Source organism: Sphingomonas sp. Sph1(2015), from assembly GCF_001970915.1.
In the GTDB taxonomy this organism is placed as follows: domain Bacteria; phylum Pseudomonadota; class Alphaproteobacteria; order Sphingomonadales; family Sphingomonadaceae; genus Sphingomonas; species Sphingomonas parapaucimobilis.
The window spans coordinates 1-19,423 of the sequence record NZ_MQUI01000059.1 but is presented as its reverse complement, the minus strand read 5'-3'; the positions used below and the strand labels follow the sequence as shown (position 1 = coordinate 19,423).

Below are 19,423 nucleotides of genomic sequence, written 5' to 3'. Positions count from 1 at the left end.
CAGCATCAGCGCCAGCCAGCAGCTGATCCAGCAGATCGTTCGGTATCGCAGGCTCTTTGCGTCGGGACATTTCGGGGCTCCTTCTTTCCCATTATGCCCGCCCGCACACGAAATTCCTGACACTCCCCTCCAGGTGACCGCGACGCCTTACTCGCTCTACCTCCAGCCGGAGGGCTATGAGGCAGCCAACGCCGGCGGCAACTTCGTGTTCAAACCCAAAAAGCCGGCGTTTACCGAACTGCTGCCGATCCACGGCGGTTACGTCGGAGGCGACGATTATTTTGGTGGCCACGATACCGACGATCCGCGTCACCACCTCATCGTAACGGTCAGCGACTTGGAGCAGGATGCGCTTCGCCGCCCCGACAAGCGACGCATTCATCCGAACTCGGTGTTGGACAGTCCCAACACCGTCGGTCTTCGGCGCGCCATCATCACTTTCGTCCTGGCCGCGTGCGTGCGGCGCTGGCAGCAGCACGAGGCCGGCGAGCGCAAGCGCAAGTACGCGATGATAATCCACAACGATACGCAGAAGGCGGCGCACGCTTGGCAGGATCAGGTGATCGAATGGATTAGCGAAGCGATCTTGGATCACGCGGAAAACGATCCGGAGACGCTGCGGCCACTGTTCGATGCGGCTTATGATGACCTCGATACGTCGGTCAGCGCCGACAAGGGTCGTATGCCCTCGCGCCAAGAGGCGTTCGAACTTTTTATTGATGCGCTGCAAAGCGATGACGTGGTGCGGGAGACGGTGAACTCCGACAAGGATGTGATGGCGCTGCTTGACACGCAAGCCGAGCTGAAGCTGCGCACGCCGTTTAATATCTATGTCGGCGGCAATATCCTCGACCGAGGCATCACCATCCCGAACCTGATCGCCTTCTACTACGGCCGAAACCCCCGAACGATGCAGGCTGATACCGTGCTTCAGCACTCACGCATGTATGGCAACCGGTCACGGCCCGATCTGGCGGTGACGAGGTTCTACACGTCGCAAGGGGTGTATGATCGGCTGTTCACGATCAACGGCTTTGAGAACGCGCTACGGGAAGCTTTCGAGACGGGCGCCCACGACCGCGGCGTCGTGTTCATTCAGACCGACCCCTTGCAGCGGGTGCGCCCGTGCGCGCCCAATAAGGTGATGCTCAGCTCGGTGGTGCCGGTCCGACCGAACGGCATGGTTTTGCCCACTGGGTTCCAGACGATCCGCGGTCGGGCAATGGCCGCGGCCCAGGCCAAGATCGATGCGCTAATTGATCCTCGATGGATCAACGCCGCCGGTTTCGCCGAGCTGGACCGCGCCCGCGCGATCGAGATTATCGACGCCATCGAGGAGACGATGGAGTTTGACGACACGGAGTTCGAGTGGGACGCCATGCGCGGCCTGATCGACTATTATTCCGACGTTCGCGACGGCGGCGACGGCAACCTGGTCGTGCTAGCAGAAACAGGGCGTCGGCTGACCAAAGGGGGTTCCGGTGACAAGTCCGGCCGCTCGATCTTGGGCACCGCGCTTCGATCAACCGTGATGGACCCTGGACGCTCGAAACCGGCGCTGGTGCTGCTACAACAGGAAGGCACTAAGGAGCAGGGCTGGAGCGGCCATAAGTTCTGGTGGCCTATCCTGGCAGCCCCTGCCGATGTGGAGCCCTGCATCTTCGCAACAAAGGTTGCGGCTTAGAAGCAGGCGAGGGGGAGCGCCGACACGCAGGCACCCGCGATGAGCTACTCGTCGGTGTCGGCGCCATCTTCCCGCTCCACGGATTCTGCGCCCCCCAGGGCCTGATATCGTCGATCGGCAAGCCATTGCAGGCGCTTTGCCTGGATCAGCATGACCCGCCGCAATCCACCTTGAACCTTTCGCTCGGCGATGACCTGGGCAAGTCTGGCGATGATGAGCGCACGTCGGGCAATCCTAAAATCAGGGTGCGAGCGGATCGCGAACACCTCATCAGAAACGATGCGTCCCCTGAACGATGGCGGTGCCTCGATCTCGACCTTCGCCAGCGGTGGGTCTTTCTCGTTCAGGATAGCTTTGAATCGGCTCTTTTCGATCGCCTGATCGTAAACCTTACGCTCCAGTGCATTGAGTTGATCGACGGCCGACTCCCATGCCGCCCAACGCGCGTCCGTCTTGCTTCTCGGCTTCGACACCTCTTGTAGGGCCGGAAGCGGCCAAACCTCGATCTCGTACACCTCGAAAGGGTCAAGCACAGACATAGCAACGGCATCGGTGCGTTGATTGGTCAGATGGCGCCGGATGCGAGTGCGAAGCTGCTCGTTAGTTTGCCCGACGTAGATCGGTTCCCCGTCATAATCGAAGAAGGCGTATACGCCCCACTTGAAGTTGCCGACTTTCGACGCAGCGGCAGCTCCTTCGGCGGTGAAGGCACTATCAAGATAACGTGCGAGATTCTTACGCAAATCCTCCGTTTCAAACGGAGGGAAGTTGATCTCGTCTGGATTCCGACCGTCCATGCACGCTCCACGTTTCAGTGACATATAGCTCGGCAGGGGAATAGGCGCGAGCCCGATCGGCCTTGCAAATTAGGAACACATGTAGAACATACTGGACAAGGTCAAAATGTGGCGCCACAATGGCGCCATGACTACGTCTTCCAAGCCCGCCACTGTGCGCGATCTCGATCGCATCAACCTCCGCCTATCGGCCGAGACGTTCGCTCTGATCGACGCGGCGCGCGCCGATCGCCTCGGCAACGTCTCGCGCAACACCTGGATCACCGAAGCCGTCGCGGAGAAGCTGGCGCGCGAGACGAGCGCCAACGATCGCCACGGGGAAGGGCGGGTCGCTAATGGCTAAGTTCTACGAGTTCTTCGCTGGCGGAGGCATGGCGCGCGCTGGCCTGGGGGCGGGTTGGACCTGCCTGTTCGCCAACGACTTCGACCATAAGAAGGGGCTCACCTACCAAGCAAATTGGGGCATGGGCGGCGAGCTGACGGTCGGTGACGTGAAGCAAATCACCGCCGCCAAGCTGCCCGGCGTGGCCGATCTCGTATGGGGTTCATTCCCCTGCCAAGACCTGTCACTGGCGGGGGGCGGGGCGGGGCTGCGCGGAGAGCGCTCGGGCACCTTCTACCCGTTCTGGGACGTGATCCGTGGCCTCATCGCGGACGGAAGGGCACCCAAGCTGATTGCGCTCGAGAACGTCTGCGGCACACTGACCTCGCATGAGGGCAAGGATTTCGAGGCGATCTGCCAGACCTTCGCGGACGCGGGCTACCGCTGCGGCGCCTTGGTCATCAACGCGGATCTCTTCCTTCCGCACTCCCGTCCTCGTCTATTCGTGATCGGTGTCCATGCCGACGTGACAGTCGACTCGACGCTACTCGCGCCTGGGCCGATTGAGCCGTTCCATACGCGGGGCCTGCAAAGCGCAGTCGAGCGGCTGCCGGCCGAGCTGCGACAGGGCATGTTGTGGTGGAACATGCCGACGCCCAACCGACGCAACACGACGTTCGCCAGCATGATCGAGGAGAACCCGTCGAGCGTGTCTTGGCACACGTCTGCGGAAACGCAGCAGCTCCTCGGCATGATGTCGCCCATCAACCTCGCCAAGGTGAACGCCGCCAAGCGGGCAGGGCGCCGCATGGTCGGAGGCGTCTACAAGCGCACGCGAGTTGAGGGAGGCAAAAAGGTGCAACGCGCCGAAGTTCGTTTCGACGACGTATCTGGCTGCCTACGCACGCCCGCCGGCGGCTCCAGCCGCCAAGTGATCGTCGTCATTGATGGCGCGAAAGTGCGGTCGCGACTGATCTCCGCGCGCGAGACAGCGCGTCTCATGGGTCTAGACGATGACTACAAGCTGCCGCGCAACTACAATGAAGCATACCACCTGACCGGCGACGGGGTGGCGGTGCCGGTTGTTCGGCACCTCGCCCACCATATCCTAGAGCCCCTGTTGGGCATGGCGGAGGCTGCCGAACGGGCTGCTGCATGAGCGTCATACCGTGCGAGCAGAACAGCGATCTGCGCGCGCAAATCGAGCGGTTCGCCGAGGTTCTGAAAACCGAGGCGCACCGGCTCGGTGATCATGGCCTGGACGAACGTGACTTCTACAATTCGGGCCTGTTCCGTGGTGCCGTCGAGCGGGTGAGAGGGCAATTCTCCGCGACGATGCGCACCAAGCGCGAGTTCGTCCAGCACGTCCTCAACCACATGGAGGACGAAGGCTTTATCGCCGGGTGGGATCTCACCGACGATTCCAGCCGCAACGACTATCGGGTCCGGCTTCCATCAGGTCGCACTGCCGTCATCGACCTCAAGGGTTGCTTAGACGGCAACAACACCAACATATTCGAGCGGCCGGCCGATGCCGACGAGTTTGTGATTTGGAGCATCTGCACCAACCTCGGCGCCGATCCACGTCGCAATGCTTGGTCGGGGATCCACACGCGCTTGAGCGTTGAGATGATCTCCCGCAACCAGCGTGTTGATGGCCTGATCGTCTGGGACATGGTGTGCGGCACGATCGGCCGCCCATGTCCCAAGGTCGCCGGTGACGATGGAGCACGGCTCACCGACATTGGCCCATTTCGCGTTCCGCCGGCCTGCACCTACCTGTTTCCAAGCATCGTGCCGTCCAGCGCCGCCCCCGCTGCTTCAGCTCAGCCGATCGAAGCGGTGGAGCTGCTGTTGGCGTTCCACCGCTGCTTCAAAGGCAACGATGCTGAATTGAACCATGTGGATTTCGAGCTGCTGCAAAGCGGCTCCGACCTCATGCGGCGCACCACGATCCGGCGTGCTGGCGTGGTCCAGAAGGTGTCGGACATGGCGCCGATCCGGCGTGCTTAACCGTCGAGGAAGCTGACCAGACGGCGTGATAGCTGGTCGGCATCCCGCATCTCGCATTCCCACAGCACCAGGACGCGCCAGCCTTCGTTTTCGAGCTGCTGCCGCGCCATTCCATCCCGCTCGACGTTCCGGGCGAGCTTGGGGTGCCAGTATGCCGCGTTGCTTGAAGGGCGGCGTGATCCGCGCGGACAGTCGTGCTGATGCCAAAAGCATCCATGCACGAATATCACCGCTCGGCGCGCGGGGAACACCAGGTCGGGGCTACCGGGTAGATCGCGGCGATGAAGACGGAAGCGGTAGCCGAGCCGATGGGCTAACCGCCGCACCACTATTTCCGGCCGAGTGTCCTTGCCGCGGACTCGGCGCATACGTTCTGATCGAGCGGCGGGTTCAAGCGTGTCCATCGCCCATTACCTACCATGCCGCATTGGCATTCGATCGCGCGGAAGAAAGGTAGACCTTTCTACCTCCGATAATGGCGACCCGTGTGCGCCATGGCAAAAATAGCTGACTCTACCCGCCTCCTGATGCCGCGTTCGCGGTCGCCGAAAAGCTCAAGGAATGATCGATCAGGCGGCAACGCTCCACGCTCTGAAGCTACTATCTGCGCCCTTGACCCTGATATCATCGCGCCTGCGTGTAGCCACGCCGATCGAAGCCATGTCGACCGTATCATAGAGATTGAGATATTCCTGGCTCGTATAGGATCGATCCGCAGCGGTGACGGGGAAAATGAAAACGCGCCGGGACGGATGGGTGAAGGCATCGAAATAGCCCAATTCCCACGGACACCACTTAGACTTGGTGGCATTCGCCGAATGCAGATAGAGCAGCGTCCGGCACTGCCGCATCCGCCCTCTGATCTTCTCGGCGGTCGCCCGCGTTACGGCGGTACGATCTAGCAGCGGATCGTCGATCCAGTCGACATAGACGGACAACCCTTTTTCCTCGAGCAGTTGCTTCGCTCCTAGGACAAGTTCCTGATCCATGAAAGAATGCGACAGGAATACATCGAATGAAGATTGGTATGTGTCACGCGATTCGCGCAACAAAATGCCCGCGGACTTGAACGTAGCTGCTTTCGCACGAGCAGCGGCAGCCCGGACCTCAGATTCGGTAACGTAGGACATGATCGATCTCGCCTTTAACGACCGGCGCGCTGGGCAGCGGCTTCAACCCACGACGAAAAGTTCTTTCTGCCGTCACCCTGCAACCAGGAATAAGTAGGGTAAGTTACTCTGGTCCCGAACCGATCGGTAAGCGCAAGCTTTGCGATCGGATCGGCCCCGGCCGGATCAACGGTGCCGTTACTATCCTTCATGCCAGCTAAGTGCACACCAAGGATGCCGCGTCCCTCGCGGTGGGCCTTGCGGATCTCATACTCCACCCACGGCCTCATATGCGTATCGCGACCGATCAGTACCGCTACCACGCTACTGCCGTTCATCTGCGTATCGATCCAGTTCTGGATCGCCTGCGGGCCATTGCGCATGATTTCTTCCCACGACGCATGATCGACAATGGTGTTGGAATCACGGTTTCCCGGCAACATCCAGGCATTGCGGACCTGCGACACGCGCCATGCATCTCGCGTGAAGTGAAAGCTGAAGAATACCCGCCTCGCCAATGCCGTTCTCCCAGATGTTCATCACAAACGATTTTTCAGCGTGCGATCCGCTTAATGATTTTCAAAACCGCATCAGCGAGTTGATCTGGCGTTGCCGAGGCGTCTGACAATATGCGCAACTCATCGTCCGTGGGGCGCCGGGCATTACTGCCAGTCGACGGAAGGGCTGATGTCAGCAACCCATTGGCGATAACCGAGGCAGCGCCTCCGGTGGCTCCGACAGGCAATAGAAATGCACCTCTACCATCGGCGAGGGCGCGCTCTTCGAACACACCGGTGGCAGACACCAGTTCGCCGGACTCGATCTTCGCACCGCCAACGAAAACCACGATACCCGCCAAGCGCGCCAACTCACCACGCAGCTCTGCCCAATGCTGACGATCCGGCTCAGCGTCACCGACCGGTTGCGGAAAGGGACGAACAACCAACCGCCGATCAAAGTCCCACTCACCGCGCCCCTGCATGGTTTCGAGGAACCCTGACAGCGAAGCTGATCCGACCAACAGCCCGGCCCCGGATAGCATGAAAAGATCTGTCGATCCGATCCTACGCCCGATCGCGCGCGCTACATCGTGAACGAACCCCGCGCTAGAATCACCGGCATTGAGCGGCCAGCTACCCGACACCCATATCCGATGACGTGCCACACGCCGTTCGAGTTCATCCATCAATTCATCAATTTCAGCGAACGCATTGATCTCGACGACGACAAGACCATAGCGTCGTAAGTCGCGCACCCAATAGTCATGCCGCTTCAACCGGGCGGCGTGGGCATCATCAGACCCAAAATCCGCCCGCTGTGGCCGCCGTGCGATCATGAAGTGTCGGGGCGGGGTCGTTGGAAAATGCTCACGCAGCAAGGCAAGCACGTGGCGGACGTTCGGGTCCGTCAGGCTCATACCCACGAACAGGAAGGTCATTCCTGTCAGATGAGCGTGCAGCAGACCCAAAAATGCACCGCGCCGCTGCCGGTACAGTTCGTAATCCTCGGTGGAAATTACCAGATCATCAACTGCATCGATGGTCCCGTGCATCTTGTAAATGCGGACCGCTCCCGCGCGGCGCTTGCGCAGTGCCAACTGCTCCTGGTTGGCCCGAACATCAACCGGGCGCCCAAGCTCGCCGAACGCACGCTCGATCAGCCGGTCGTAATTCGTCGTCCACACCTCGCGGATCGGCAGCCTTGCCAGCGACAGCAACGCCGAGGGGATGGCATGATCCGGCTCGATCTGCTCCCGTATGGCATTTAGTACGGTCGTGCGGTTCGAATGATCCGCACCAATCGCCCATTGAGCAACTGCCGTAAGATCGTCGACGTCCTCAATTTCGAGGCCGAGATCACCCGCAATTTCCTGCAGCAAGCCCTTCCACGAGGGATACCCCGCGGCCATGGAAGTGCCGGCACCGACAAGAACCGAAGCACCATCCTCAGCAAGTGCTGAGGTGTACTCTCTCAAAAATACATCGCGATCGCTCAAAGGGTACCGGCGAAGATTATCAGTATCATTCGTTCACATTACGTTCTTCCGAGGAGCGTTTCAAGCCGTGCGGTCTGCCATCGGCCATGACCAGCCGCGGCGCGCAATGCGTATCGATCCAATCGGTGATCTCGCCAGCCTCACCGCTGCTATATCATTCGAGATAGCTGCCTTCATCAGCACCGCCTGATTGGGTGTTTGACGTAGCGCAGCCCTAGTTACGATTCTCGCGGAGTGATATGATACGGCCATGCGCACGGTCCCCTTTCCCCGCACACCCGCCCAGGTCCGTGAATGCCTTGCGCTGGCAGCCGAAGGTGCGATCGCAGTCGAACGCGACGGATCGCCGATGATCGCCATCGTGCCGGTCGAAGAGTATGAGCGCCTTGTCGCACTCGACAGGACGGAAGCTGCGGAAGACTGAGTGAAGCCCGGCAAACGGGACACACGCGAAACACAACTTTCTACCTCGGCTTACATCTCCATACCGTAGTCCCGTTCGCGGCCACCTCCGCCCATGCCGGGGCCGTCGAGGCGTAGCTGGCGCTCGGGGATGCGGGCGTCGAGCGCCTTCTCCAGCGCCGGCTGCCGCGTCATGCGGTTCTCGAGACGCTCGAGGCGGCGCTCGGCCCGGTCTTCGATCCGCGGCGTTTTGCCCGCACCCCGGTCGCCCGACGCCGACCGCCAGTCGGCAACGAACCGGTCGGCATAGGCGCGAGGATCGGCACGCGCCTGCCCCTCCTCCGCCCAGACCTGCCGCAACTCTCCCGGAGCGATCTGCTCCAGACCCCGTACCGGGTCGGCGCTGCGGTCCAGCACGATCCGCAGATCCTCGGCCGCATAGGGCCGGACCCGGTCGAGCGCGGCCGAGGCCGCGTCCAGCTCGCGCACCTTGGACGGCGACAGCTCCCGCCCGTCCTCGCGCATTCGCTCAGCCGCCAGGAACAACTGGGCGTAACGCTCCAGCGCCCGGTCGAGCGGGGAGCCCGCATCCGGCAGGCGGATGGCGTCGGTCGCCTGGCCACGCTCGACCACATCAAGCGCCGAGGTCTTGTCGCCGGTGTTGCGGGTGACGTGCCGTTCGACCTTCCGCCCGTCGTCGAGCACCAGTCCCACCTTGTCCGCCACGCGGGTGAGCGCGACCAGGAACGACCGTTCGGTCAGCAGCTTGCGTTCCGACGAGCGCATCGCCACGATGCCGTGCTCGGTGGTGACCCCCTGTGCGACATGGACGTTGATCGCATAGGCAAGGTCCAGTCGCTCGGCCATATGATCGCCGGACGCGATCTCGTGCACTGTGCCGTCGACGAGGGAGGACACGACCAACCTGCCCCGCCCTACTTCCTCGACCCGCGCCATCGCACCGTTGTCGAGTCCGCGGGTCCGGTCGTTGTCGCTCCAGCGGATGCGATCACCGACGTGCAGCTCGACCTCCTTCACTGCGAAGATCGACACGGCATCGCGGTCGAGGTTCCTGGCTAACCGGCCGGGCCGGAACAGCTTCTCGCTACCGTCCGCCATGCCGAGCCGCACCCGGTCGCCCTCGACGCCGGTCACGACACCACGGTCGCCCCGAACCAGGCCCTGGCTGGGCAGGTTCGTGCGGACCTCGACCACATGGCCGGGCCGATAGGCGCGCATCAGTCGCGCGCCCTCCCTGGTGGCGTTGACACGGTCGAGCACGGTGAACGACTTGCCCGTGGCGGCGATCTCGCCGCTCGCCTTCAGCTCGGCCTGTACCGCCTGGTTGGCCTCGCTGCGCATGGCGCGACCGGCGGTCAGCAGGAGGGTGGCGTCGCGTTCGCCTAGCGGCAGCGCTGCCCAACGCGCCGCGGCCGTCGTCGCCACCGCGTTCCCCGGCACCTCGGTCGTCGCGGGCCTGAGGATCACGAACGTACCCGACACATCGCCGCGGTCGAGCGCGGCGGTGACAGCCTTCATCTGATCGGACCGGGAACGCAGATTCTCGGTGATATGGGCCGTGGCGACGCCGGCTTTCTGGCTCGCCTCGAACGGCTTGCCGGCCGCAATCGCGGTCAGCTGGCGGGTATCGCCGGTCTGCACGACGCGGGCGACGCCCGTCATGTTGGCAAGACGCACGATCCGCTCCATGTCGCGCGTACCGAGCTGTCCGGCTTCCTCGACCATGACGATCGCACCGGCCAGCTCCGCCTTCACGCGGGCGACCTGTTCCGGTCGGGCCGTGCCGTCGATCACGCGGGCATGACGCGCGAGGAAGCGGGCAACCGTGCTCACGTCAGCACCGGTGTCGCGCCCGAACTCGCTCGCCTTCGCGCTGGCGATGGCGAGCCCGATCACCGCCCGTCCTTCTGCTTTCGCTACCGCCGTCACCGGCGCCATCGCGGTCGACTTGCCGCGTCCCGATCCGCCCTGCACGTTCACCACCCGGTCGGACGAGGACAGCATCAGCACGGCCGCGGCCTCCTGACCCGGGTTGAGGCGATGCAGCCCCAACTCGCGTGCTGCCTCCTGCACCCGGATCGCGGCATCGGCCGGCGGAACGATAGGAGCGGACTGCCCCCTCCCCGCCTCGACGGTGGCAAGGTACGCCTGCTCGAGCCGCACCGACCCTTGCGTCGTCACCATCCGATCGCCATCGCCGAGCAACAGGCCTTTCGCCTGCAGCAGCGCCAGTCGGGCCTCGACATCGGCGACCGTCACCGGCCCGCTGCGCGACAGGCTCTCCCGGATGAGCTCCAGGCGGTCGAACGCCGCCTCCCGCTCGCCAAGATCCCGCACCGCCGATGCGACCGCCTGCGCCGCGGCATAGGCGCGCGGCTCCAGTCGTCCCAGTCGCTCAGGGACCAGCGGATCGCCGTCGCGCGGGGTCAGCCCCATGCGTCCGGCGATGGCAAGACCGCGCTCCCCTATTCCGCGCACGCCCCGCATCGCGCGCGTCCACACATCATGCCCCCGCCCCGCCTCAGCCAGCGCGGCCTTCACCAATGCTGCCGGATCCAACCCCTTCTCCGCGGCCAACCGCCGCCACCCTTCCGCGCGCTGCTCCGGGGCAATCTCGGGGGATTTGGGATCGCGGGTAGCCAGCGCCGCATATTCGCGCGTCTGCGCCGTGTTCTCCAGCCCGCGCGCCTTGATGTACGCATCGATCTCGGCCGAGCGGACGGAGAATGCTTCCACCACAGCGCGGGACACACCGGCGATCTCAAAGGCGCCGTTGCGACCATCGTGCCGAGGAATTGTCGCAAAGCCGAGCGTCTCGACCCGGCTGCGCAGCGCAGACAGGAACACCGCATCCATGACGTGCTGGCGCTCGTACAGCTGGTCCGCGTGCAGCGCCCGCCACTTGCCGTCGGCGGTGCGGGTCGCATTGGCGATGACGTTGTGAACGTGGAGCTGCGGCTCGCCGCTGCGGTTCACGTCGTGGAGGAAGGTCGCGGCCACGAAGCGGCCGGTCGTCTCGGGCGCCTGTCCCCTGCCGTTCCAGACCCGCCCTTCCGCGATGTTGCGCTCCGTCCAGGCAAGGGTGGAGGCGGCCGATTCCCGTACCGCGACCACCAATCGCGCATCACCGCCCACCAGCGCCAGGATCGACACCGACTTGGGCACGGACATGGTGAGGTCCCAGCCCGCCCGGTGCCCACCCCGTTTGGCGTCCAGCACGACACCGTTGGGGAGTTCACCGGTGAGCACCTGTTCGAACCGCTCGGCGTCGACCGGCCCGGACAGACCCAGTTCTGCCGCCCCCTCGCCTGCCCAGGCGCTGGTCCCTTCTGCCTGATCGGCGGTGTAATAATTGTCTTGGGCGTAATAGGCGGCTGCGTCGGAGGCCGAACCGACCGCAGCGACCGAGATCATTGTCGGCCCTGCGACGTGCCGGGCCTCGCCCGCACCACAATCTTGCCTGCCTTGCCCTCGAACTGCGTCCGGCAGCTGTCGGTCGCGAGCCGGTAATTCACGAGCGCGCAGACCGCCTGATCCCCGCCGCCCAGCAGGAAATTAGCCGAGCGGACCGCGAACCACGACGGCGGCAGCGCCATCGCCGCAAGGAAGTAGCTGCCGACGCAGAGCAACCATACGATCGACAGCGCCGCACCGACCTTGCGACCCGACCAGTCCCTGTCCCAGACGGTGTAGCTGACCTTCGTCCGGGGCTGCTGCTCGAGGCTCCTGATGGCGGCGGTGTTCTCCCGCAACGCCTCGGTGTGGTCGCGCTGCCGTTCGTCGATGGCATCCAGACGCGGCTGCTTGTCGATCCGCTCGGCAAGCAGCCGCATCTCCGCCCTGATCGGATTGAAGCTGGCGGTAATGCGCTCCGGCATGCCCTTGATGAACTCGGTCCGGGCTCGCGTCAGCGCCAGCTGATCCTCGCGCTCCAGCCTGTGCATGTCGCTCTCATGCGCTGCCCAGGCTTGGGCGATGCGGTCGATCTCCATGACCGCCTTGTCCAGCCTAGCGCCGAAGGCGACGACGTCACCGGGGCCTAGTTGCTCAGGCCGGTCGAATACGGCCCGCCCCTCCCGCCACGCATCGAGACATTCCCGAACGAACGATTTGGCCAAGGTGGCGCGCTCGACGCCGCGCTCGGCCGCGCAACGGGTGAGGTCCGCATCGTCGTCGTCGCCGAGGCGCACATTGACCTGACCGCCCATAAAATTCCTGCCCCTGTCCGGCGTAATGCTGGTCGCCGGCACCGCTCCCGTGCCATGATAGCATAGTGGCACTATTGCGCCATAGTGAGCAGGATAATACAACAGGCCATGGCGACGTGAGCGGCGCATCTACCATCGGCGAACGGATCAAGGCGGTACGGCTCAGGACCGGGTTGGGTCAGGACGCGTTTGCAAAGGCGCTGGGCTATTCGAAGCGCGCACTGGTCAGCTGGGAACTGGGCGGGGCTGAGCCGCCGGTCGCCCTAATGGCGAAGCTCCGGCGCGACTACGACGTCGATCCCGAATGGGTGATCTTGGGCGAGGACACCGTGCCCCGGAGCTACTACGGGCCGGTCGACTGGGACCGGCTCGACCGCCTGCGAGCCGACGTGGACGCCGTCTGCAGGGACGTCGGGCTGAAGCTGCCTGACGAACGCAGCCAGGCGCTCGCGCGCGTGCTATACGACGGAGGCGCGGAGGCGGGAGCCGCTACCCGCAAGCAGCTGCGCGGCACGCTACTCGCCTTGTCGCTGGGGGACTGAAGATGGGCGGACCCTCGAAGGAACAGCTGGCGGCCTGGACGGCCGAGACGCGGCGGGTCGGGTTCAAGCGACGCAACTGGCCGGTCGTGCGCCGATTAGCGGCGCTGTGCACAGGACTGCTGCTGGCAGGTCTGGCGGCCCGTCTGCTGGGCTATGCCCCTGCCCTCGCGGCTGCCTGCTGGATCGCCGCAGCTGTCACCGGCGCGGTCATGCTGATCTGGTTCTTCGACCCGCGCCGCTTCCGCGCACGGCCACCCGGTACGTCCTGACCGCGCGGTAGCAAGCACGCGCCGCTGAACCCGACATCCGCCGCTGCTGACGCACCGGTCTTGTCCATGACGCCCGACGAGAGATGAACCCGTGCTTCCAAGGGGAGCAGTGCACGGGTCGCTTGCTTGCGATCCTCATGTCGCTGCGCAGCCCGGCAAATCACGGCTTCCGTAGCGCTGTAGCGCCCTTGTAGCACGTCACGGGGCAGCTTTCGCGGAACCCGCAGCACAGCCAATATCCTGCTACAGCTCTGAGAACACGAGATTTTATGGTGTGGACACGGTCGCTATCCATAGCGTGGTGTGTGCTCCTTCCCTGCATGGTCCAGACGCTGCGGTGCTGATGCCGTGCTGCTCCGGCATTCATTCCGGCTTTCGGCGGGGCACCCGGGCCGGCGTGTCAGCCGGCCAGCAAGCGAACTGTCATTTTACCCGGACCGCCTTCTGGGCGGTGCGGCAGCGGGTTCAGCGGGAGATCCGGGACATATCGCCTGTCACCGGCGCTGCCGCTGCCAGGATCTTCTCAGCGGCACGACGCTCGCGGACCTGGGCGCGTTGCTCTTCGGCGATCCGGGGATCACTGCCTTCCGCCTCCAAACCGGAAGCAGGATCCGGTTCCTCCATCATCCGGATTCCCTTGGAACGTCGGACCGCGTCCTTGCGCTTGGCGCGCTCCTGCTGGACCGCGCTGGTCATGTCGGATCTCAGAAGGACGTAATCGGGTTCGTACCGATGCTGGCGCATCAACTCGGCGAGCGCGTGAATAGCCAGGTCGTCACCGACCGCGGCATGAACTGCCCGCAGCCAGCGCGGTGAGGCGTAACGATGCCGCAACGTCCAGATCCCCCGCGCCATCTCGGTCACGAACAGAGCCACCCAGAGGACGAGCATGCTTCGTCCGACGACGGCCGGTCTGGCGCCGATCGCCTTGGCGATACCGATCGTCATGATCAGCATCGGCAAGAAGGCCATGACGCTGATCGCGTAGGGCACGACGTTCAGCTGGCTCACCTCCCATCGTGCAATCAGCCGGTCGGCCACCGGGACGCGCTCAGTCACGCCAGGGATCATGGCTGCTCGCCGACCAGCTGTCGTGATGCTGGAAATGGTCATGAGCGCCGCTGTCCCAACGATCGTGGCGCTGCCAGTCGGATTCGTAATCGTGCGAACGGGTAGAACCGTAGGGATTGCCTGCGACGTCGGGGGTCCCCGCTCCCGCGATTGTAGGTAATCCGGTCGCCGGATTGATGTCCGTGCCGTCGCTGCCGATCCCCGGGCGGGCCAGGAGCGTCCAGCCTTCGAACCAGGTGGCGATGCGCTCGAACAGTCTCATGTCAGCACTCCCGATCGGAAACCTAGAAGATATACGCTTTCCGTATATCTCTCAAGCCGGTCTAGATGCTTCGGGGTGCCCGCCTCCCCTGCCCCATCCGATCTGCACGCCCGCATCGTCGCTGCGCTGACCCTGGCACGGCGGGACGCCAGGCTTCGTCAGGTCGACCTCGCGAAGCGGCTCGGATGGCAGCAGGCCTATGTATCGCGCTACGAAACCGGTGAGCGGCAGTTGAGCGTGGATGAATATGTCGCGGTCGCCTTGGCGATCGGCGTCGATCCGGTGGCCTTGCTCGGCGAGCTTCTCTCTCAAGACTGCTCGTAATCACAGCTCAGGACCGCCCATCCAAGCGATGCCCAGGCGCATCTGCAGACGATAACGCCCACGCGGTTAACGTCGCGAACATCTGCTACGATACCGAACGCGCGTTCGATGGCCTCTACGGTCCGGCATGATCGCACACACCGGCGAACCCGACGATCGGTTCGGGGTATCTCCCCACCCTGCCCTTTCAACGGGCGTCACGCTGACAGGTACACACCGCCGGATCGGCTTGGCTTTTCCCGGAAGCCTGCGGCCGTCAGGCCGCTCCTGTAACGGCGGTAGCCGGCACGTAACGAAGGGCCATTGCCGAAGGGGCAATTCCGCATTCCCTTTCCTTCCTTTTGAGCCGGGTCTTGGGGTTAAGTGATTCTGTTAAATAGGAATCGTTAAGAAGGTTAAGTGTCGAAAAGCGGCCAAAAAACCGCGTCTTCGTAATACCTTGAGAATCTGCCCGGTGTGTGATCCCACGTGATTCGGTGTGTGATCCCACGATAGTGCGGTGTGTGATCCCACGACGCCCGGGTGTGTGATCCCACGATGATCGCTTGCCTGTTTGCGGGTCGATTATTGCTCGATCCACACTCTCAACGCCTGCTGCCCGCCTCCGCCTCTGATACGGATGGGCCTTGCGGTGTGTGATACCACGATAGTCAGCGTTCTCCGGCGAGCTTGTCCATCAGGTCGTCCACCTCGGCGGCGCGGCGGCGATCGGCATCGAATCGGTTCCGCCGCTCTTGCTCGGCTTCCAACTTGGCAGTCAGTGCCAGCGCCTCCGCTTCACCCCGAAGTCGAAACAGCACGGCAGGACTGCCATCGGCTGTTGCGGCCATGTGCATCGCATAATCGGGGAGCTGGTCGGCTTCCACCACTTTGCGCAGCATCCGGTTGAACTCTTTTGGTTTGCTGTCGCTGCCTGTCTTGTCGCGCAGCACCTCGACGCGACACGTCCACCCGCCCTTCTGATTGCCGGCGTGCTTGCGCGCGATACGATACAGGGCGCGTTCCAGCCCCCCGGTCAGCAGGAAATAATCTTGGTGCATGGTGAGCAGTGACCGCTCCCCCATAATACCCTCATACACCCAGTCCGACAGCGTAATGGTCATCCCGCGCGGTTGGTCAGTGTCCGGGTCCACCTCCAGCGTCCATTTGTCGAGCCAGTTGAAACCGGCCTTAGTCCGCCGCTTGGGCGCGCGGATCGAGGTCGATATGGAAGTCGTTTGAAGCCGCTGGAGTGCAGCCTGCAACTCCTGATAAGCCCGGCCGCTGGTGTCGCGCTTGATCGCCCGCAACAGGTCATAGGACGTAGTTCTAAGTGTCCGGGGAAGGTCGTTGACCCCCTGCTCCCGCATCCGATTGAGCGTGGACGCCGCCCATATCAAGATATCGGCGTCCCAGATCGTGGCCATGCCGTAGGCGGGGATCGCCTCAATCTTGACCCACGTCTCGCCGTCCGGGCTGCTATATTCGATCGGCTTCACCCGCTTGCGCTTCTGGAGCGAGAAGAACGGCCGCTCCATCGTCTCCCGCTGATCTTTCAGCGGGAGGTCGCCCATCAACGGGATGAACAGATCAAATTCGGGGTTGGGATTTTGGCGCTTGGTCATGAAGGATCAATCCTGCCATCCTGCATTGTTGCAGGTGTGCACATCGTCACACACGGCCGAATTGCTTGTCGGCTTCATACTTGGCGACCAGTTCGCTGATCGCTTCAGCAAGGAGATCTTGGTGACTCCGCCGGGTCCGCGCTGCCAAAACGCGAAATGCCTCCGCCGTGGGATCTGCAGGATCAAAATATGCCCCGAGGTGATACTTACCCGGTCGCTTGCCACCTGATCGTGCGGCACTCGGCGGCAAGGTCGCCGGAGCCGACTGGCGTTCCAGCTCGGGTTCGCGAGGGGAGGGTGCCGCTACTGCCGGCCCCAACAGGGAAGTCCGTTTCGCCATAATCAAGCTTTCACATTTGCAGGTGTGCAATTGATCACATCATCAAATATGTGCTTCTGCAAGGCTGCAATTTCCAAGGCAGCTTTACCTTTCGGCTCATGCTCAATGACGCCCAAGCCGTAAGGCCATGCCGCTCGGTAGACGCTGCGCTCCCGCAATACGGCACGCGCCACCCGTAAGCCGGTTGCCTCGGCAAGCGTTTTGGCATCGTCCAGCAATGTGGTTGCGGTAGGGGGGGCGGCATTCAGCACGACCACGCCCGTTCGCCCCGTGCTGGTGATAAGCTGTGCCGTGCGCTTGATCGCATCAAGATCGATCAATGACGGACGGCAGGGGATAACGACCAGATCGGCACGCTGCGCCGCTGCGGCGGCTTCCGCGCCCGCCGCTGGCGGTGTGTCGATGATAGTAAGTGCAAAGCCGTTGGCCTCAGCTGCATCAATCGCTTGGTCGAGGCGTCTCGCACTGATTGGCTCGACGTGCGGCAGCTCGGCCGTTCGTCGCTCGCTCCAAGCGGTCGCGCTCTCCTGCGGGTCGAGATCAAAGAGAGCCGTCTTGATCCCGACCGCTTCAGCAGCGACCGCCAAATTCACCGCGAGCGTCGTTTTGCCAACGCCACCCTTCTGAGCTGCAAGAGTGATAATATGCACGTGTGCACACCTTCAATAATTCAGATATGATATTATGCAGAACGGCAAGGTCGCACAAGTGCTATGGTGAGGCGCTCTGCTCCTAAAGCATGGCAACGCATGGGCATGCGCTGGATAAATCTGTACGATGCGCCGCTGCCACCGAGGCCCGGAGCATAGTTGGAGTGATCTGATGCAGAAGGGCAAGGCCTTGGACGAGACGATAAAAGGTGAGGTCCGCTTGTGCATCGAGGGCGGTCTTGCCCATTTCCCCGGACTGGCGGAGGAGCAGACGGTCTCGTTTGACGATCTCGCCACCTTGGAGTGCCAGGAGATCGCCAGTCTCGCCGATCAGGCGGACTTCTTCAGCTGCACGCCTGCTAACTGTAGGCGCTTGCAATCGTAGCGGCGTCTGCTCGCAAACGGAGCGATTTTCTGCTCGGATTATCTGACAATGGGCGGAGCAGTCTGCTCACGCTAATTGCCAATGTGCTCGCCATCATCCGGCGCTGCTCGCAGTCATGGTCGCCTGCTCACATTATCTGCCAGCGGGAGTGGCGTCAGCGTGGCACCCGGATGGAGCCGTCCGCGATCCCTTCGGCGATATTTGAGAGCATGACGGCGTAGCGGTGCAGGCCGGGGAAGCGACCGGCGTTTCTCTCGATCTCTTCGCCGTATCCGGCATCGAGCAGCGCCTTGAAGTCCGGCATCACGTCGAACATGCCGCCGAGCAGATCGATATCGGAAGCACCGATCAGCAGCAGGGCATTCGCATGGGCGTCGAGGCGTTTCATCGTCTCCAGCATTTCGGTTTTGGTCATCGCACCCTTTCCGCTTGCGTGGTGTCATCGCCTATTATGCGCTGGCCCTGTTCGCGAAAACCTTCCTTTCTGACGACCTCGCGGGCGGGCCATGACGACAACGCATTTCTGCGGCCCGCCGCTTGTCAGAACTGTTCTGGAAACCTGCTTCGCAAAAGCGCTTGCCGGCTACGGGTTTGGAGAGCCCATTGGCACGGAGCGTGAGCACAACGCCCCGTTTGCAAGCAGCGCCGGATGATGGCGAGCACACTGGCAGATAATTCGAGCAGGACGCTCCCCGCCAGTGGCAGAAAGCGTGAGCAGGAAATCAGGCTGTTTGCGAGCACACGCCGCTATGATTGCAAGCGCCTACAGCTATTCCGCACGGTTGCGCCAGTACGGCGCGAAGGATGGGCGAGTGATGAAGCTGGCAGCGGCCTGCCGGCAGGCAGGCTATCGCTATTGATCTCACCGCGCGATCGGCACCTGATCGATCCGCGTGGTCCAGGACGGGCTCTTGAAAGCACGCTTGGTGTCGTAGCTCTTCTGGGGGGCATAAAAAAGCTGGGGGTGACGGTGCTGATCCGGTAGCTTTAGGAGCATGTCGAAACCGGCTCCGCTTGTCGCTTACCGTCTGAAGGTCGGCCTCCGGGATATATCGCCGATGATTTGGCGACGCTTGCTGGTTCGCAGCGATCTGACGCTTTTTGGTCTGCACCGGGTAATCCAGATCGCGTTTGGTTGGGTCCGATGGTGGCAGGAACGTCCGCAATCTTCAATGGGACATGCGGCCGAACGCCGAGCATGTCCTCGACTATTTCCACATCGCCATGCGGGTGACGGTCATGCAGCAGATCGCGCGCGGATTGCCGCCCCCATCCGAGACGGATAAAGACGTGGCCGTGGGAGTGTCAGGAATTTCGTGTGCGGGCGGGCGGCTGAACATTACGCCGCCATGGCCCTGATGAAGCGTTCGCCGAAGATGACGGCGAACTGTGCCTTGGCCATGGTCCACTCACGTGGTGGCATC

The 19,423-nt window shown here is 63.0% G+C and carries 23 protein-coding genes and 1 pseudogene; 11 read left to right on the top strand and 13 right to left on the bottom strand.

Annotated features, from left to right (window positions below; genetic code table 11):
- Positions 1-133: 133 nt before the first annotated feature.
- Complete coding sequence (locus tag BSZ14_RS16900) at positions 134-1,684, top strand: Z1 domain-containing protein (RefSeq protein ID WP_076711809.1); 1,551 nt, start codon at positions 134-136, stop codon at positions 1,682-1,684.
- Positions 1,685-1,728: 44 nt separating this feature from the next.
- Here BSZ14_RS16900 and BSZ14_RS16895 read toward each other — a convergent pair whose 3' ends face one another.
- Positions 1,729-2,481, bottom strand: coding sequence for a GIY-YIG nuclease family protein (locus BSZ14_RS16895; protein ID WP_047867233.1), 753 nt, complete (start codon positions 2,479-2,481; stop codon positions 1,729-1,731).
- 127 nt (positions 2,482-2,608) lie between these two features.
- On the opposite strand from BSZ14_RS16895, the gene BSZ14_RS16890 reads away from it, so the two are divergent.
- Genes BSZ14_RS16890 through BSZ14_RS16880 form a run of 3 tightly spaced genes read left to right on the top strand, consistent with a single transcriptional unit; the run spans position 2,609 to position 4,816 of the window.
- Positions 2,609-2,824: a hypothetical protein gene (locus tag BSZ14_RS16890; RefSeq protein ID WP_047867238.1), complete on the top strand. Its 216-nt coding sequence runs from the start codon at positions 2,609-2,611 to the stop codon at positions 2,822-2,824.
- Positions 2,817-3,962, top strand: coding sequence for a DNA cytosine methyltransferase (locus BSZ14_RS16885; RefSeq protein WP_047867234.1), 1,146 nt, complete (start codon positions 2,817-2,819; stop codon positions 3,960-3,962). Before BSZ14_RS16890 ends, BSZ14_RS16885 begins: the two co-directional genes overlap by 8 nt.
- Positions 3,959-4,816, top strand: coding sequence for a hypothetical protein (locus BSZ14_RS16880; protein ID WP_047867235.1), 858 nt, complete (start codon positions 3,959-3,961; stop codon positions 4,814-4,816). The genes BSZ14_RS16885 and BSZ14_RS16880 overlap by 4 nt, the downstream gene beginning before the upstream one ends.
- Here BSZ14_RS16880 and BSZ14_RS16875 read toward each other — a convergent pair.
- From BSZ14_RS16875 to BSZ14_RS16860, 4 genes are all read right to left on the bottom strand, one after another.
- Positions 4,813-5,220: a very short patch repair endonuclease gene (locus tag BSZ14_RS16875; RefSeq protein ID WP_076711808.1), complete on the bottom strand. Its 408-nt coding sequence runs from the start codon at positions 5,218-5,220 to the stop codon at positions 4,813-4,815. The two genes, BSZ14_RS16880 and BSZ14_RS16875, sit on opposite strands and share 4 nt — an antisense overlap.
- Before the next feature lie 165 nt (positions 5,221-5,385).
- Positions 5,386-5,946, bottom strand: coding sequence for a toll/interleukin-1 receptor domain-containing protein (locus BSZ14_RS16870; RefSeq protein WP_076711807.1), 561 nt, complete (start codon positions 5,944-5,946; stop codon positions 5,386-5,388).
- A gap of 14 nt (positions 5,947-5,960) precedes the next feature.
- On the bottom strand, positions 5,961-6,443 hold the full coding sequence (locus BSZ14_RS16865; protein WP_076711806.1) for a TIR domain-containing protein: 483 nt from the start codon (positions 6,441-6,443) through the stop codon (positions 5,961-5,963).
- Between the two features lie 35 nt (positions 6,444-6,478).
- Positions 6,479-7,921, bottom strand: coding sequence for an SIR2 family protein (locus BSZ14_RS16860; protein ID WP_076711805.1), 1,443 nt, complete (start codon positions 7,919-7,921; stop codon positions 6,479-6,481).
- A gap of 250 nt (positions 7,922-8,171) precedes the next feature.
- Between BSZ14_RS16860 and BSZ14_RS19750 the strand changes: the two genes are divergently transcribed.
- A complete protein-coding gene (locus BSZ14_RS19750) occupies positions 8,172-8,345 on the top strand; it encodes a hypothetical protein (RefSeq protein WP_157085196.1) in 174 nt (57 codons plus the stop codon).
- Between the two features lie 50 nt (positions 8,346-8,395).
- Here BSZ14_RS19750 and mobF read toward each other — a convergent pair whose 3' ends face one another.
- Both mobF and BSZ14_RS16850 read right to left on the bottom strand, forming a co-directional pair.
- Complete coding sequence (mobF, locus tag BSZ14_RS16855) at positions 8,396-11,758, bottom strand: MobF family relaxase (RefSeq protein ID WP_066709383.1); 3,363 nt, start codon at positions 11,756-11,758, stop codon at positions 8,396-8,398.
- Positions 11,755-12,594, bottom strand: a complete 840-nt coding sequence (locus BSZ14_RS16850; protein ID WP_066709386.1) for a hypothetical protein — start codon at positions 12,592-12,594, stop codon at positions 11,755-11,757. Before BSZ14_RS16850 ends, mobF begins: the two co-directional genes overlap by 4 nt.
- 74 nt (positions 12,595-12,668) lie before the next feature.
- Between BSZ14_RS16850 and BSZ14_RS16845 the strand changes: the two genes are divergently transcribed.
- Together BSZ14_RS16845 and BSZ14_RS16840 are read left to right on the top strand one after the other, a co-directional pair.
- Positions 12,669-13,094, top strand: a complete 426-nt coding sequence (locus tag BSZ14_RS16845) for a helix-turn-helix domain-containing protein (protein WP_047867250.1) — start codon at positions 12,669-12,671, stop codon at positions 13,092-13,094.
- A 2-nt stretch (positions 13,095-13,096) separates the two neighbouring features.
- Positions 13,097-13,363 carry a hypothetical protein gene (locus BSZ14_RS16840; protein ID WP_047867249.1) on the top strand — a complete coding sequence of 89 codons (267 nt, stop codon included), beginning with the start codon at positions 13,097-13,099 and terminating at the stop codon, positions 13,361-13,363.
- A gap of 465 nt (positions 13,364-13,828) precedes the next feature.
- Here BSZ14_RS16840 and BSZ14_RS16835 read toward each other — a convergent pair whose 3' ends face one another.
- Together BSZ14_RS16835 and BSZ14_RS16830 are read right to left on the bottom strand one after the other, a co-directional pair.
- Positions 13,829-14,404, bottom strand: coding sequence for a hypothetical protein (locus BSZ14_RS16835; RefSeq protein ID WP_076711804.1), 576 nt, complete (start codon positions 14,402-14,404; stop codon positions 13,829-13,831).
- A 10-nt stretch (positions 14,405-14,414) separates the two neighbouring features.
- Positions 14,415-14,696, bottom strand: coding sequence for a hypothetical protein (locus BSZ14_RS16830; RefSeq protein ID WP_047867247.1), 282 nt, complete (start codon positions 14,694-14,696; stop codon positions 14,415-14,417).
- Between the two features lie 75 nt (positions 14,697-14,771).
- Here BSZ14_RS16830 and BSZ14_RS16825 point away from each other — a divergent pair, with 75 nt between their 5' ends.
- Positions 14,772-15,020, top strand: coding sequence for a helix-turn-helix domain-containing protein (locus BSZ14_RS16825; RefSeq protein ID WP_198930551.1), 249 nt, complete (start codon positions 14,772-14,774; stop codon positions 15,018-15,020).
- Between the two features lie 650 nt (positions 15,021-15,670).
- On the opposite strand, the gene BSZ14_RS16820 is transcribed toward BSZ14_RS16825, so the two are convergent.
- Genes BSZ14_RS16820 through BSZ14_RS16815 form a run of 3 tightly spaced genes read right to left on the bottom strand, consistent with a single transcriptional unit; the run spans position 15,671 to position 17,614 of the window.
- The gene (locus BSZ14_RS16820; protein WP_047867245.1) at positions 15,671-16,624 is read right to left on the bottom strand and encodes a replication initiator protein A; all 954 of its coding nucleotides are present in this window, start codon (positions 16,622-16,624) and stop codon (positions 15,671-15,673) included.
- A gap of 46 nt (positions 16,625-16,670) precedes the next feature.
- Positions 16,671-16,964, bottom strand: a complete 294-nt coding sequence (locus BSZ14_RS20360) for a ribbon-helix-helix domain-containing protein (RefSeq protein WP_373853882.1) — start codon at positions 16,962-16,964, stop codon at positions 16,671-16,673.
- A gap of 2 nt (positions 16,965-16,966) precedes the next feature.
- Entirely contained in the window at positions 16,967-17,614 is a 648-nt protein-coding gene (locus tag BSZ14_RS16815) for a ParA family protein (RefSeq protein WP_047867243.1), read from the bottom strand.
- 172 nt (positions 17,615-17,786) lie between these two features.
- On the opposite strand from BSZ14_RS16815, the gene BSZ14_RS16810 reads away from it, so the two are divergent.
- Complete coding sequence (locus tag BSZ14_RS16810) at positions 17,787-17,999, top strand: protealysin inhibitor emfourin (protein ID WP_076711803.1); 213 nt, start codon at positions 17,787-17,789, stop codon at positions 17,997-17,999.
- Between the two features lie 154 nt (positions 18,000-18,153).
- On the opposite strand, the gene BSZ14_RS16805 is transcribed toward BSZ14_RS16810, so the two are convergent.
- Positions 18,154-18,399, bottom strand: coding sequence for a hypothetical protein (locus BSZ14_RS16805; protein WP_007406343.1), 246 nt, complete (start codon positions 18,397-18,399; stop codon positions 18,154-18,156).
- 595 nt (positions 18,400-18,994) lie between these two features.
- On the opposite strand from BSZ14_RS16805, the pseudogene BSZ14_RS20355 reads away from it, so the two are divergent.
- Positions 18,995-19,126 (top strand): annotated as a pseudogene (locus tag BSZ14_RS20355) (IS1096 element passenger TnpR family protein); the annotation flags it as partial.
- A 52-nt stretch (positions 19,127-19,178) separates the two neighbouring features.
- Positions 19,179-19,358 carry a hypothetical protein gene (locus BSZ14_RS20105; RefSeq protein ID WP_241823808.1) on the top strand — a complete coding sequence of 60 codons (180 nt, stop codon included), beginning with the start codon at positions 19,179-19,181 and terminating at the stop codon, positions 19,356-19,358.
- Positions 19,359-19,423 lie beyond the last annotated feature (65 nt).

Excerpts from the sequence above, each read along its gene's own strand:
- BSZ14_RS16810 (WP_076711803.1), top strand. The coding sequence starts at position 17,787 with ATGCAGAAGGGCAAGGCCTTGGACGAGACGATAAAAGGTGAGGTCCGC.
- mobF (WP_066709383.1), bottom strand. The coding sequence starts at position 11,758 with ATGATCTCGGTCGCTGCGGTCGGTTCGGCCTCCGACGCAGCCGCCTAT.
- BSZ14_RS16820 (WP_047867245.1), bottom strand. The coding sequence starts at position 16,624 with ATGACCAAGCGCCAAAATCCCAACCCCGAATTTGATCTGTTCATCCCG.
- BSZ14_RS16885 (WP_047867234.1), top strand. The coding sequence starts at position 2,817 with ATGGCTAAGTTCTACGAGTTCTTCGCTGGCGGAGGCATGGCGCGCGCT.
- BSZ14_RS16870 (WP_076711807.1), bottom strand. The coding sequence starts at position 5,946 with ATGTCCTACGTTACCGAATCTGAGGTCCGGGCTGCCGCTGCTCGTGCG.
- BSZ14_RS16890 (WP_047867238.1), top strand. The coding sequence starts at position 2,609 with ATGACTACGTCTTCCAAGCCCGCCACTGTGCGCGATCTCGATCGCATC.
- BSZ14_RS16805 (WP_007406343.1), bottom strand. The coding sequence starts at position 18,399 with ATGCTGGAGACGATGAAACGCCTCGACGCCCATGCGAATGCCCTGCTG.
- BSZ14_RS19750 (WP_157085196.1), top strand. The coding sequence starts at position 8,172 with ATGCGCACGGTCCCCTTTCCCCGCACACCCGCCCAGGTCCGTGAATGC.
- BSZ14_RS16895 (WP_047867233.1), bottom strand. The coding sequence starts at position 2,481 with ATGGACGGTCGGAATCCAGACGAGATCAACTTCCCTCCGTTTGAAACG.
- BSZ14_RS16840 (WP_047867249.1), top strand. The coding sequence starts at position 13,097 with ATGGGCGGACCCTCGAAGGAACAGCTGGCGGCCTGGACGGCCGAGACG.
- BSZ14_RS16875 (WP_076711808.1), bottom strand. The coding sequence starts at position 5,220 with ATGGACACGCTTGAACCCGCCGCTCGATCAGAACGTATGCGCCGAGTC.
- BSZ14_RS16830 (WP_047867247.1), bottom strand. The coding sequence starts at position 14,696 with ATGAGACTGTTCGAGCGCATCGCCACCTGGTTCGAAGGCTGGACGCTC.
- BSZ14_RS20360 (WP_373853882.1), bottom strand. The coding sequence starts at position 16,964 with ATGGCGAAACGGACTTCCCTGTTGGGGCCGGCAGTAGCGGCACCCTCC.
- BSZ14_RS16880 (WP_047867235.1), top strand. The coding sequence starts at position 3,959 with ATGAGCGTCATACCGTGCGAGCAGAACAGCGATCTGCGCGCGCAAATC.
- BSZ14_RS20105 (WP_241823808.1), top strand. The coding sequence starts at position 19,179 with ATGCGGCCGAACGCCGAGCATGTCCTCGACTATTTCCACATCGCCATG.